Below are 12,870 nucleotides of genomic sequence, written 5' to 3'. Positions count from 1 at the left end.
GTGCGCCGCCGGCACCTGCCGGCGGCGCAGGGGGAAGGTGCCCCGCGCAGGCCTGTTGCTCTGGGTAGACGTTGTCTACTGCCAGCAACAGACCTGCGCGGGGCACCTTCCTCGGCGACCGGAGACGGGTCGGCGGAATCCTCCCTGACCGGGCCTTTCCGCGGTCGATCGATCTCCACGCTCACGAACGTGGTGCACGAGGCCCGGGGCGCCGATAGCCTCCCCGGGTGACCCCCAGCGAGCCGGCAGCGACGAGCCCCGCCCAGCCCTTCGTCGTCCGCCAGTACGAACGTGCCCGGGCCGAGGTGGCCCCGTTCGCGCGGGGCATCGCCGTCGCCGTCGTGCCGGCGGCCGCGTGGGCCGTCTGGGCGAGCGGGCCCGGCTGGCTCACCCCCGCCTACCTGGTGCTCGGCGTGGTGGGCGCCGCGCTCGGCGTGATCGACGCCCGCACGCACCGGCTGCCGAACGCGCTGGTCTTCCCGCTCACGTGGGCGACGGCGGCACTGCTCGCCGTGGCCGCCGCCGGCACGGGAGCCTGGGGGTCGCTGGGCCGGGCGGTGCTCGGCGGGCTGGCCTTCTTCGCCCTGTACCAGGTGCTCTACCTCGTGGCTCCGCGCGGCGGGATCGGGTACGGCGACGTCAAGCTCACCATGAGCCTGGGCGCGGTCCTGGCCTGGCACTCGTGGACGACGCTCGTCGTCGGCGTCTTCGCCGCCCACGTGCTGGCCGGGGTGGTGGCTGTCGTGCTCCTGCTCGGCCGTCGAGCCGGCTGGAAGACGGGCATCGCGTTCGGGCCGTACATGCTGATCGGCACCGTCGTCGGGCTGAGCTGGGCCCGCCTCGTGGGCTGGTGACGGCAGCCGGGGGCACGCCGGGACGACCGCGGCCCCGCACCCGGACCGGGTACGGGGCCGCGGGACGTCACTCCCACTCGATGGTGCCCGGCGGCTTGCTCGTCACGTCGAGCACCACGCGGTTGACCTCACGCACCTCGTTGGTGATGCGGGTCGAGATCGTCGACAGCACGTCGTAGGGCAGGCGCGTCCAGTCGGCCGTCATCGCGTCCTCGGACGAGACCGGGCGCAGCACGATCGGGTGGCCGTAGGTGCGGCCGTCGCCCTGGACGCCGACGCTGCGGACGTCCGCGAGCAGCACGACCGGGCACTGCCAGATCTCGTTGTCCAGGCCGGCCTTGGTCAGCTCCTCGCGGGCGATCGCGTCGGCGCGGCGCAGGATCTCCAGGCGCTCGGCCGTGATCTCGCCGACGATCCGGATGCCCAGGCCGGGGCCGGGGAACGGCTGGCGGGAGACGATCTCCTCGGGCACGCCGAGCTCACGGCCCACGGCGCGGACCTCGTCCTTGAACAGGGTGCGCAGCGGCTCGACCAGCTCGAAGTTCAGGTCGTCCGGCAGGCCGCCCACGTTGTGGTGGCTCTTGATGTTGGCCGCGCCCTCGCCGCCGCCGGACTCGACGACGTCCGGGTACAGCGTGCCCTGCACGAGGAACTTCACCTCCTCGCCGTGCGCACCGGCCTCGGCGACGATGTCCCGCTGCGCGTCCTCGAAGACGCGGATGAACTCGCGGCCGATGATCTTGCGCTTGGTCTCCGGGTCGCTGACGCCGGCCAGCGCCGTCAGGAACCGCTCCTTCTCGTCGCGGACCACGAGCTTCACGCCGGTGGAGGCGACGAAGTCGTTCTCGATCTGCTCGACCTCGCCGGCCCGCATCAGGCCGTGGTCGACGTGCACGCAGGTGAGCTGGTCGCCCACGGCGCGCTGCACGAGCGCGGCCGCGACCGCGGAGTCCACGCCGCCGGACAGCGCGCAGATGACGCGGGCGTCGCCGATCTGCGCCTTGATGGCGGCCACCTGGTCGGCGATGACGTTGCCCGGGGTCCAGTCGGGCGCCAGGCCGGCGCCCTCGTAGAGGAAGTGCTCCAGCACCGTCTGGCCGTGCGCGGAGTGCTTCACCTCGGGGTGCCACTGCACGCCGTACAGGCGGCGGCGGGTGTCCTCGAAGGCGGCGACGGGCGAGCCCTCGGAGGTGGCGAGCACCTCGAAGCCGACGGGCGCCTTGTGCACGGCGTCGCCGTGGCTCATCCACGCGGTCTGGTGCTCGGGGGTGTCGGCGAGCAGCACACCGGCGGAGCACACCTCGACCTCCGTGCCGCCGAACTCGCTCAGCCCCGTCTGCGCCACCTCGCCACCGAGCGCCTGCGCCATGGCCTGGAACCCGTAGCAGATGCCCATGACCGGAACGCCGGCCTCGAACAGCTTGGGGTCCACGAACGGGGCGCCGGCCGCGTACACGGAGGACGGGCCGCCGGACAGGATGATGGCCGCCGGGTCCTTGGCGAGCATCTGCTCGACCGTGAACGTGTGCGGCACGATCTCCGAGTACACCCGGGCCTCGCGCACGCGGCGTGCGATGAGCTGGGCGTACTGCGCGCCGAAGTCGACGACGATGACCGGGCGGGGGGTCTGGGGCTGAGCCTCGGGAGCGGTGGCGGGTGACGTCACGGGCCAAGTCTAAGTGCCCCGCGGCCCTCGGGCGCTCCGCACCCGTGTAACGTGCCGCACCCGCCGGGCATGCTCACCACTCCGCGAACGAGCCGTCCGCGTGCCGCCACACCGGGTTGCGCCAGCGGTGCCCCTCGGCGGCGCGCTCGCGCACGTACTCCTCGTTCACCTCGATGCCGAGGCCGGGGCCCCGGGGGATGCTCACGTAGCCGTCCTCGTAGTCGAAGACCGTGGGGTCGGCGAGGTAGTCGAGCAGGTCGTTCGAGGTGTTGTAGTGGATGCCCAGGCTCTGCTCCTGGATCACCGCGTTGTAGGCGACGGCGTCGAGCTGCAGGCAGGAGGCCAGCGCGATCGGGCCGAGCGGGCAGTGCGGCGCGACGGCGATGTCGTACGCCTCGGCCATCGCCGCGATCTTGCGGACCTCGGTGATGCCGCCGGCGTGCGAGAGGTCGGGCTGGACCACGTCGACCACGCCCGACGTGATGACGTCCTTGAAGTCCCACCGGGAGTACAGCCGCTCGCCGAGCGCGATCGGCGTGGCCGAGGCGCGCAGCACGTCGGCCACGCCGTCGACATGCTCCGACAGCACCGGCTCCTCCACGAACATCAGGTGGTAGGGCGCCAGCGCGTCGAGCAGCACCCGGGCCATGGGCCGGTGCACGCGCCCGTGGAAGTCGACGCCGATGCCGACGTCGGGCCCGACCGCCTCGCGGACGGCGGCCACGTTGGCGACGACCCGCTCCACCTTGTCCCGCGTGTCGAGGTACTGCAGCTCCTCGGGTCCGTTCATCTTCACGGCGGAGAACCCCCGGTCGACGGCCTCCTTGGCCTGCGCCGCGGTCTCGGCCGGCCGGTCGCCGCCTATCCAGGAGTAGACCTTGATGCGGTCGCGCACCCGTCCGCCGAGCAGGTCGTGCACCGACGCCCCGAGGGCCTTGCCCGTGATGTCCCAGAGCGCCTGGTCGATCCCGGCCAGGGCGCTCATGTGGATGCCGCCGCCGCGGTAGAACCCGGAGCGGTACAGCACGGTCCAGTGCTCCTCGATGCGGCGCGGATCCTTGCCGATCAGGTAGTCGGACAGCTCCTCGACGGCGGCCGCGACGCTGGCGGCGCGCCCTTCGAGCGTGGGCTCGCCCCAGCCGACGATGCCGGTGTCGGTCTCGATCCGGAGGAAGAGCCACCGGGGCGGGACGGCGTACGTGGTCATCGAGACGATCTTCATGCTGCTGCTCCGTTCAACGATTCCGATCCGGGCCGCCCGTCGGTGGGCGCCTCCGCCGGCACCGGATCTCGGGGCGTCACCGGGGTCCCGGCCAGAGGGCGGTCAGGGTCGCGGCGCGGTGGGCCACGGTGTCCGGGGTGTCGCCCGGGCGGTAGAGAGCCGTGCCGATCCCGGCGCCCGCCGCGCCGGCGCGGGCCCACTCGGCGAGGTTCCCCGCGTCGACGCCGCCCACGGGCACGAGACCCGTGCCCGGGGGCAGCACGCTCGCCCATGCGCGCATCCCGCTCACGCCGATCGTCGAGCCCGGGAAGAGCTTGACGGCGCGCGCGCCGGCGTCGAGCGCGACGAACGCCTCGGTGGGGGTCGCGGCACCGGGATAGCTCTCCAGGCCGAGCCGCACCGTCTCGGCGACGACGTCGGCCCGTGTGTTCGGCGAGACGATCAGGGACGCCCCGGCGTCGGCGGCCCGGCGGACGTCGTCCGGCGTGAGCACGGTGCCCGCGCCGACGCGACGGTCGGACGGCCCGGCGGCACGGATGCGGCGGATCGACTCCAGCGGGTCCGGCGAGTTGTACGGCACCTCGACGGCGTCGAACCCGGCCTCGAACACCGCCGCGGCGATGTCGACCGCCTCGGCGGGGGTCACGCCACGCAGGATGGCCACCAGTCCGGCGGAGGGATAGGTCATGGGGAGGGCTCCTCGGTGGCGGGCGGGGCGGGAGTGGGCGACGGAGCGGGTGTCGGCGACGGCGCGGACCGGGCGGGCACCAGTCCCGCGTCGGCGGCCACCCGCCACAGCCCGCGGACGGCGGCGCCCTCCGGCACGACCCGGACGGACGCACCGCCCCGTTCGAGCGCGGCGCGATAACGGTCGGTGGTCGACGGCGGCCCGCACAGGGCGACCACGCCGTCCGGCGTCGTGCGCAGCCCGTGCCGCACCTCGGCGCCGATGAGCAGGCCGGAGACGTAGTCGGCGACGTGCCCGGGTTCGAGCAGCCCGGCGAGCACGTGCGTGCGGGCCGTGAACAGCAGGGCGGGCAGTCCGCGCTCGTCGCCGAGCGCGGACTCGGTCTCCAGCCCGCGCAGGAAGGCCTCGGTCACCTCTGGCCCCGGCGCGCCCGTGGCCAGCCGCGCCAGGATGCTGTCCCGCAGCAGCAGCCCGTAGAGCTCGCCGGTCATCGCGGTGGTGAACCCGGTGACGCGAGCGCCGTCGAGCCGCACCCACTTCGAGTGCGTGCCGGGCAGCAGCACGGTGGCCGGCCCGTCCTGCCCCGTGAGCGCGCCCACGAGCTGCACCTCCTCACCACGCATGACGTCGGGGTCGGCGCCGGTCGCCCGCAGCCCGGGGACGATGTGCACGACCGACTCGCCGGCCGGCACCACCGTCAGCAGCCCCGCGAGCTCGCCGAGCTCCGCCGGGACGTCGAGGTATCCGGCCTCCGCCCAGCCGTGGTTCGAGCCCGCCATCCCCGCGCACAGCACCGGCACACCCGGGTGCCCCGCGAGCCAAGGACGGCACTGCCGGCCGAAGACGTCGGCGAACGCGGCCGCCCGGGCCGCCGCGGTACCCGCGCGCTCCGAGACGGTCAGCACGCCGTCGTCGGACCGGACGCGGTCGAGGACCGTGCCCGCACTGTCCAGGAGCCACGCACGGAACGTGGTGGTGCCCCAGTCGAGGGCGATGAGCGCGGCGTCGGGCTCCCCTGCGTCGTCAGCCATGCCTGGGACCGTAGGCGGACGCACCGATTGATGGAATCCTGTCCCTATTATCGGGATACGGTGTGCCGCATGACCCCGACAGCACAGCGCCAGGAGCCGTCCGGAGGCACCGGGACGGCCGGACCCGTCGGCGCCATCAGGGCACCAGGGACAGCGGGGACAGCGGGGACGACCGGCGAGGGCACGGTCCCCGCACGGACCGGCGTCCCGGGGCGCGCCGACGCCGTCGTGCCTCCCCCGGGCACGCAGACGCTCGCCCGCGGTATCGCCGTCGTGAACGCCGTGGCGCGGGGCCGCAGCCGGCTGCGCGACATCGCCGAGGCCACCGGGGTCGGGCGGAGCACCACCCACCGCCTGCTCCAGCTCCTGCTGGCCACCGGCTACCTCCGCCAGCACGACGACGGCGCGTACGCGCTCGGTCCGGCCCTCATCGAGCTGGGCTACCAGGCGCTCCAGGAGAACCCCGTCACGGAGGTGGCCGCGCCGGTGCTGCGCACCCTGGCCGAGCGGGTGCACGACACCGTCCACCTCGCCATCGAGGACCGCGGGCAGGTGCTGTACCTCGACAAGATCCCGGGCACGCGCGGCGCGGTGATGCGTTCGCAGATCGGGCATCGGATGCCGCTGACCCGGACAGGCATCGGCAAGGCCCTGCTCCTGGACGGCCCGGCTCGCTGGCACGACCAGTTCGTCGCCGAGCGGCCGGCCGGCGCGGGGGACGAACCGGCGCGCGACGTCCTGACTCCCGAGGCATTCGTGCAGGTCATGGAGGCTTCGGCGGCCCGGGGCGTCACGTTCGACCTGGAGGAGAACGAGCCGGGCATCCTCTGCGTCGCGGCACCCGTGCGGGACATCTCCGGCTCGATCGTCGCCGCGATCAGCGTGGCGGCGACCCGCCCCTACATGCCGCCGGAACGTCTGGAGACCCTGGCCCCGATCGTGCGCGACGCGGCGTCCCGCATCTCGTCGGCCCTGGGCCGGCGCCCCGAGCAAGCCCGTTGAGTGCGGGATGTTCGTCCTCAAGCGTTCAAGAGGGCGAACATCCCGCACTCAACGGGCTACTCGTGCTGCCAGCTGTGCCAGAGGCTCGCGTAGTCGCCGCCCGCCGCGACCAGCTCGTCGTGCGGGCCGATCTCGGTGATCCGGCCCCCGTCGAGCACCGCGACGCGGTCGGCGTCGTGCGCCGTGTGCAGCCGGTGCGCGATGGCCACGACGGTGCGCCCTTCGAGCACCGCGTTGAGCGAGCGCTCCAGGTGCCGGGCCGCGCGCGGGTCGAGCAGCGACGTCGCCTCGTCGAGCACGAGCGTGTGCGGGTCGAGCAGCACGAGCCGGGCGAGGGCGATCTGCTGCGCCTGGGCCGGGGTGAGCTTGTGGCCGCCCGACCCGACCTCGGTGGCGAGACCCTCGTCGAGCGCCTCCACCCAGCCGTGCGCGTCGACGGCGCGCAGCGCGTCCATCAGCTCCTCGTCGTCGGCGTCGATCTTGGCCAGGCGCAGGTTCTCCGCCAGCGACCCCACGAACACGTGGTGCTCCTGGGTCACGAGCGCCACGTGCTTGCGCAGGTCCTCCAGGGGCAGGTCCACGAGCGGGACGCCGCCGACCCGCACCGTGCCGCCGGTGGGCGGGTGGATGCCGGCCAGCATGCGGCCCAGCGTCGACTTGCCGGAACCCGACGGTCCGACGACCGCCAGCCGCTCCCCGACCCGCAGGTCGAGGTCGATGCCGTGCAGCACGTCGGTGCCCTCGCGGTACGCGTAGCGCACACCCTCGCCGCGGACCTGCTCGTCGACGGGCACCGCGGTCCGGGCGGTTCGGTCCGTCGGCACGAGCCGCACCCCGATGATGCGGGACAACGACGTGGCCGCCACCTGGATCTCGTCCAGCCAGAAGATGAGCTCCCAGACCGGGCCCTGGAGCTGGTAGGTGTACATCACGATGGTCGCGACCATGCCGATGGTCACCGTGCCCTCGGACGCGAGGAACCCGCCCCACACGAGCACCGAGACGGGCGCGATCATGAACGCGAAGTCCACACCGGGGAACAGCACCGTGCGCAGGTTGAGCGTGCCGCGCTCGGCCTGGAACGCCTCGTGCAGGTCGTCGTCGCCACGTGCCGTGCGTCGCCGGCCGATGCGCAGCGCGTCGATGGTGCGCGCCCCCTCGACGGACTCGGTGACGGTGCCGTCGAGCCGGGCGTAGGCCGCGGACTCCCGCTGGTAGGCGGGCGTGGCCCGCTTCAGGTACCAGCGGGCCACGGCGACGAGCACCGGCACGCCGACGAACATGCCCAGCGCCACCAGCGGCGACACGAACAGGCTGACCACGGACGTCAGCACGAGCGTGACCACGGCGATCACCAGTCGGGGCACGCCGAAGCGCACCGCGTTCTGGATCCGGCTGACGTCGCGGGTGGTGCGGGCGATGAGGTCACCGGTGCCCGCCGTCTCCACCGTGGACAGCGGCAGGGAGGTGACCGTCTCGACGAACTCCTCGCGCATGTCGGCGAACACGGTCTCGCCGAACACCATGGCCCGGCGCTGCGCGAACCGGGTGATCAGGGCCTGCACCACGATCGCGCCGACCGCGACCAGCACCAGGTTCCGCGCCACCTCGAGCGTGGCGCCCCTGATCACGGCGTCGACGAGCTTGCCCAGCACGAACGGGCCGACCAGCCCGGCCATGGCGGCCACCGTGTTCGCCACGGTGATGATCACCAGCGGCCCCTTGTGCCGGCCGAGGAGCTGGCGCGTGTACTGCCAGGTCTCGGTGGCGTCGGCGATCGGCAAGATCTTTCCCGTGCTCATGCCGTGCCTCCTTCCCGTGCGTTCACGCCCAGCAGCTCGTCGAGCTCCTGGTCCAGAGCCGTACCCTCGTCGTCCCCCGCCAGCGAGCGGCCCACCACCCGCCGGTAACAGGCGGCCTCGCGTCCACCGGGAGCGTTCGTGGGCAGGTCGAGCAGCTCGCGGTGCGTCCCCCGCGTGGCGACCCGGCCGGCGTCGAGGAAGATCACCTCGTCCACGTGATCGAGCACGAGCGGGCTGGCCGTGACGATCAGCGTGGTGCGGCCGCGGCGCCAGCCGGTGAGGCGCTGGGCGATGCGCGCCTCGGTGTGGGCGTCGACCGCGGAGGTGGGCTCGACGAGCACCAGGATCTCCGGGTCGGTGAGCAACGCCCGCGCCAGGGCGACCCGTTGCCGCTGGCCGCCCGACAGCGAGCGCCCCTTCTCCGGGATCTCGCCCTCGATGCCGTCGGGCAGCGAGTCCAGCACGTCGTGCGCGTCGGCGATGTGCAGGGCGCGCAGCAGCGACTCCCGGTCGGCGCCGTCGCGCACGTCGAGCTCGCCCGCGAGGCGGCCGGAGAACAGCGCCGGGGTCGCGTCCGCCACCACGATCCGTTCCCGCAGCGCGTGCTTGTCGAGGTCGCCCAGCCGGACCCCGCCGAGCGTCACGGGCGTCTCGGCCTCCGCCTCGTCGTCGAACCGGCCCATCCGGACGGCGACCCGCGCGGACTCGTCCGGGTCGGCGCTGACGAGCGCCACGACCCGGCCCGGTTCCAGGGCCACACCGGTCGTGTCGTCCACCAGGGGGACCCCGGCCGGCGGCATGTCGGCCGTCGAGCCGGCGGCACCGGTGGCCGGGACCACCTGCAGCACCTTGACCACCTTGCCCGCCGCGACGTGCGCCTTGGTCACGACGTTGACGGACTGCACGAGCAGGTGCACCGGCCACGACAGGAACGACGCGTACCCGTAGAACGCGACGAGCTGGCCCGTGGTGATCCGCCCCGCGATGGCCTCGGCCGCTCCGAGGTACACCACGAGGGCGATGAAGAGCCCCGGCAGCAGGATCTGGAGGGCGTCGAGGATCGACTGCGTGCCCGCGACGTCGACGCCCGCCTGCCGGACCTTCTGCGACTGCACGCGGTACCGGCCGGTGAACACCTTCTCGCCCCCGATGCCGCGCAGGATGCGCAGGCCGGAGACGGTGTCCGCGCCGAGCGTGGTGAGCCGGCCCTGGGCGTCGCGCTGGTTCTTCTGGTGCTTCTGCAGCGGCTTGACCAGCAGCGCGAGGATGGCCGCGACCACCGGCAGGCCGAGCGCGATGACGAGGCCCAGCGTGAGCGACTGGGTGAGCATCAGCACCACCACGATGCCGTAGGTGGCGAGGCTGCCCAGGGTCTGGGCGGCGATGGCGAACACCTCGCCGATCCGCATGGTGTCGTTGGCGACCGACGAGACCACCTCACCGGTCGGCAGCTCCTTGGTGATGTTGTGGCCCGACCGCGCGACGGTGCGGGTCACGAGCTGTGACGTGCGGAAGGCGGCGTGCATCCAGGCCGTGATGTCCCACCGGTGCCCGATGGCGTTGGACGCGATCCAGACGAGACCGACGCCGAGCATGACGGCCGCCCACGTCCAGGTGGTCCGGCTCAGCCCCGAGCCGGTGGCGCTGTCGATGATCCGGCCCAGCAGGAACGGCTGGAACGCGCTGCACGTGAACGAGAGCACGCCGAAGAACACGGCGACGAGCAGCACCCGCACCTGCTTGCGCGCGAGCCACAGGAGCAGGGTGATCGGCCCGCGCAGCGGCGGGGTGCCGGGATCGGCAAAGGGGAGGGAGCGCACGACCGACACCGTACGGACGACCACTGACATTGATCCACGCTTTATCCACAGCCCTGCCGCGCGGTCCGGGAACGGCGGGGGACGGTCCCGGACCGCTCCGGAAAAGGCATATCCTCGATTGCTGTGAGTACCCCGCAGACCGCTCCCGAGATCTCCGCCGAGGCGGCCGCCACCGCGATCCGCAAGGCCCGCGGCGCCATGTCCCGCTACCGCTTCATGGCGCTGGTCACCGGTGTCATGCTCCTGATCCTCTGCGTCGAGCTGGGCATCAAGTACGGCCTGGGTGCGGTGACCGACGTCGACGGCGTCATGCCGTTCATCGCCTGGGTGCCCTTCGCGCACGGCTGGATCTACGTGGTGTACCTCGTCACGGTCGCCGACCTGTGGTCGAAGATGCGCTGGGGCTTCGGCCGCCTGGTGACGATGGTGATCGCCGGCGTCGTCCCGGTGATGTCGTTCGTGCTGGAGAAGAAGATCCACGGCGAGGCCGAGGCGAAGCTCGCCGCGCTCGAGGCGCGCTACCTGTCCTGAGGGCCGGGCACCCCCGCGGCGCGCCGCGGTCCCCTGGTTCAATGCGAGCGTGAACGCGCACGCCTTCGACTCCATCACCGCAGACCGGCTCCGCGAGAACGGGAGCCTCAAGTGGACCGCCTTTCCCGGCACCATCGGGGCCTGGGTCGCCGAGGCGGACTTCCCGGTCGCTCCCCCGATCAGCGCCGCGCTGCACGACGCCGTGGACCGCGGCCTGCTGGGCTATCTCCCCCCGGCCCTCGTCACCGGCGTGCGCGAGGCGTACGCGTCCTTCGCGGCCGACCGTTACTCGTGGGTGGTGGACCCGGCCCGGGTGCGCCCCGCGTCCGACGTGCTGACGGCGCTGGAGCACACCATCCGGCACTTCTCGCGGCCGGGGTCGCCGGTCATCGTGCCGACGCCGTCGTACATGCCGTTCCACACCCTGCCGCGCGAGCTGGGCCGGGAGATCATCCAGGTGCCGATGGCGCGCGACGCCGCGGGCCGCTACACCTACGACCTGGACGCGCTGGACGCGGCGTTCGCCGCGGGCGGACACCTGCTGATCCTGTGCAACCCGCACAACCCGATCGGCCGGGTCCTGGAGCCCGCGGAGATGCTGGCCGTCGCCGAGGTCGTCGACCGCCACGGCGGCCGGGTGTTCTCCGACGAGATCCACGCCCCGCTGGTCCATCCTGGCCGCCGGCACGTGCCGTACGCGTCGCTCGACGAGACGACGGCGGGCCACACCCTCACGGCCACCTCCGCGTCCAAGGCGTGGAACCTGCCCGGCCTCAAGTGCGCGCAGGTCGTGCTGTCGAACGACGCGGACGTGAAGCTGTGGGACGAGGTGGGCGAGCGCATCGAGGAGGGCGCGTCCACGCTGGGCATGCTGGCCAACCAGGTCGCCTACACCGAGGGCCGCGACTGGCTGGACGACGTGGTCGCCTACGTGCAGGGCAACGTGACCCGGCTGGGCGAGCTGCTCGAGGGGTCGGGGATCGGCTACCGGGCGCCCGAGGGCACCTACCTGGCCTGGCTGGACTGCCGCGACCTCGACCTGCCGGGCGGGCCGGGCAGCGCCGCGACGTTCTTCCGGGAGCAGGCCGGCGTCGCGCTGGTCGACGGCGCGGACTGCGGCGCGGCGGGCCGCGGGTTCGTGCGGTTCAACGCCGGGCTCCCGCGACCGCTCCTCGAGGAGGCCGTCACCCGCATGCGGGCGGTGCTGGACCGCTGACGCTCCGGGCGGTCACGCCGCCGGCAGCCCCGCGATGCCCGTGCCGGCGTCGGTGGGCTCGCCGCCGCGGCGTCCGCCCGCCATCTCGTCGCGCACCAGCCGGATCCACAGCAGCACGGCGAACCCGCCGAACAGCCACCACTGCAGGGCGTAGAAGATGTTCTGCAGGTTCGCGCCCGAGCCGCCGTCGATGGTCGGGCGCGGAAGCGCGGCGACGCCCCCGTCCTGCGGCGAGCCAGGACCCTCGGTCGCGACGAGGTAGCCCGTGTAGATGGGCCCGCCCCACTCGTTGACGAGCGCGCTGAGGGCGATGTGCTCGGTCCGGCCGTCCACCACGGCGGCGCTGCCCGCCGTCGACTCGCCCATCTGCAGCCAGCCCGTCAGCGTGATCTCGCCCTCGGGCAGGACGAGGGCCGCGGCGTCGGCGGGCGTCTCGACCCAGCCCTGGACCACGGCGAGCACCGGGGCACCGGACAGGTCGGCCCAGGACGCTCCGCCGGTCCCGTCGTCGGTCACCCGGAACGGGGTCAGCACGAGGTAGCCCGTGCGACCCTCCAGGGCGCGGCCGGGAACCAGCAGCGAACCGTCCGGCTCGAACTCGCCCGCCACCCGCACCTCGCGTCCCACGAGCTCGCCCGAGAAGCTCTCCTGGGGGGCCAGCACGTCGCCGAGCCAGGCCGGCCCGGCGGCGACGGCCTCGGCCGCCTCCTGCTGCGCGGCGAGCTCGGCACGCTCGTACGCGCGGTCGAGCTGCCAGGCACCCAGCCGCCCGCAGACCAGCGCGGCCAGCACGAACACGAGCAGCAGCCCGATCATGCGGGGCTGCCGGGCCACCTGGAGGAAGGTGCGGCGCTCGGCGACCACGGCGGCGTCGATCACCCTCGGCTCGGGTGTGCTGGGGGCACTGACAGGCATACCCTCAACCGTAACCGCCGCCGGCACGTACCAGGTACAGATCGGCCCCCTGACCTCTCCGTCTGACGTGTCACACGGCGCCCCTCTCGCATGTGGGCCCATTCTGCGTTCGAATGAACAGGC

11 protein-coding genes are annotated in these 12,870 nt (G+C 73.3%); 4 read left to right on the top strand and 7 right to left on the bottom strand.

Annotated elements, in window-relative coordinates:
- The first annotated feature begins 227 nt into the window (after window positions 1–227).
- Window positions 228–854 carry a prepilin peptidase gene (locus ACIBBF_RS03190; RefSeq protein ID WP_397410398.1) on the top strand — a complete coding sequence of 209 codons (627 nt, stop codon included), beginning with the start codon at window positions 228–230 and terminating at the stop codon, window positions 852–854.
- Window positions 855–921: 67 nt separating this feature from the next.
- On the opposite strand, the gene guaA is transcribed toward ACIBBF_RS03190, so the two are convergent.
- The 4 genes from guaA to ACIBBF_RS03170 all read right to left on the bottom strand — a co-directional run bounded on the left by guaA (window position 922) and on the right by ACIBBF_RS03170 (window position 5,461).
- Window positions 922–2,520, bottom strand: coding sequence for a glutamine-hydrolyzing GMP synthase (gene guaA, locus ACIBBF_RS03185; RefSeq protein WP_397410396.1), 1,599 nt, complete (start codon window positions 2,518–2,520; stop codon window positions 922–924).
- A gap of 73 nt (window positions 2,521–2,593) precedes the next feature.
- The gene (dgoD, locus tag ACIBBF_RS03180; protein WP_397410394.1) at window positions 2,594–3,742 is read right to left on the bottom strand and encodes a galactonate dehydratase; all 1,149 of its coding nucleotides are present in this window, start codon (window positions 3,740–3,742) and stop codon (window positions 2,594–2,596) included.
- A 76-nt stretch (window positions 3,743–3,818) separates the two neighbouring features.
- The gene (locus tag ACIBBF_RS03175) at window positions 3,819–4,430 is read right to left on the bottom strand and encodes a 2-dehydro-3-deoxy-6-phosphogalactonate aldolase (protein WP_397410392.1); all 612 of its coding nucleotides are present in this window, start codon (window positions 4,428–4,430) and stop codon (window positions 3,819–3,821) included.
- Window positions 4,427–5,461: a 2-dehydro-3-deoxygalactonokinase gene (locus ACIBBF_RS03170; RefSeq protein WP_397410390.1), complete on the bottom strand. Its 1,035-nt coding sequence runs from the start codon at window positions 5,459–5,461 to the stop codon at window positions 4,427–4,429. Before ACIBBF_RS03170 ends, ACIBBF_RS03175 begins: the two co-directional genes overlap by 4 nt.
- Before the next feature lie 69 nt (window positions 5,462–5,530).
- Between ACIBBF_RS03170 and ACIBBF_RS03165 the strand changes: the two genes are divergently transcribed.
- On the top strand, window positions 5,531–6,463 hold the full coding sequence (locus ACIBBF_RS03165) for an IclR family transcriptional regulator (protein ID WP_397410388.1): 933 nt from the start codon (window positions 5,531–5,533) through the stop codon (window positions 6,461–6,463).
- Between the two features lie 56 nt (window positions 6,464–6,519).
- On the opposite strand, the gene ACIBBF_RS03160 is transcribed toward ACIBBF_RS03165, so the two are convergent.
- The gene (locus ACIBBF_RS03160; protein ID WP_397410386.1) at window positions 6,520–8,265 is read right to left on the bottom strand and encodes an ABC transporter ATP-binding protein; all 1,746 of its coding nucleotides are present in this window, start codon (window positions 8,263–8,265) and stop codon (window positions 6,520–6,522) included.
- Window positions 8,262–10,115 carry an ABC transporter ATP-binding protein gene (locus tag ACIBBF_RS03155; RefSeq protein ID WP_397410384.1) on the bottom strand — a complete coding sequence of 618 codons (1,854 nt, stop codon included), beginning with the start codon at window positions 10,113–10,115 and terminating at the stop codon, window positions 8,262–8,264. The genes ACIBBF_RS03160 and ACIBBF_RS03155 overlap by 4 nt, the downstream gene beginning before the upstream one ends.
- A gap of 93 nt (window positions 10,116–10,208) precedes the next feature.
- Between ACIBBF_RS03155 and ACIBBF_RS03150 the strand changes: the two genes are divergently transcribed.
- Together ACIBBF_RS03150 and ACIBBF_RS03145 are read left to right on the top strand one after the other, a co-directional pair.
- A complete protein-coding gene (locus ACIBBF_RS03150) occupies window positions 10,209–10,616 on the top strand; it encodes a DUF3817 domain-containing protein (protein WP_397410382.1) in 408 nt (135 codons plus the stop codon).
- Between the two features lie 49 nt (window positions 10,617–10,665).
- Complete coding sequence (locus ACIBBF_RS03145; RefSeq protein WP_397410380.1) at window positions 10,666–11,832, top strand: MalY/PatB family protein; 1,167 nt, start codon at window positions 10,666–10,668, stop codon at window positions 11,830–11,832.
- A 12-nt stretch (window positions 11,833–11,844) separates the two neighbouring features.
- On the opposite strand, the gene ACIBBF_RS03140 is transcribed toward ACIBBF_RS03145, so the two are convergent.
- Window positions 11,845–12,747 (bottom strand): SURF1 family protein, encoded by a 903-nt coding sequence (locus tag ACIBBF_RS03140; RefSeq protein ID WP_397410378.1) that lies wholly within the window; start codon window positions 12,745–12,747, stop codon window positions 11,845–11,847.
- Between the last annotated feature and the right edge of the window lie 123 nt (window positions 12,748–12,870).

It is taken from the genome of Promicromonospora sp. NPDC050880 (genome assembly GCF_044456525.1).
GTDB lineage: Bacteria > Actinomycetota > Actinomycetes > Actinomycetales > Cellulomonadaceae > Promicromonospora.
The sequence above is the reverse complement of the archived record's forward strand: the minus strand, read 5'-3'. Positions and strand labels throughout refer to the sequence as shown.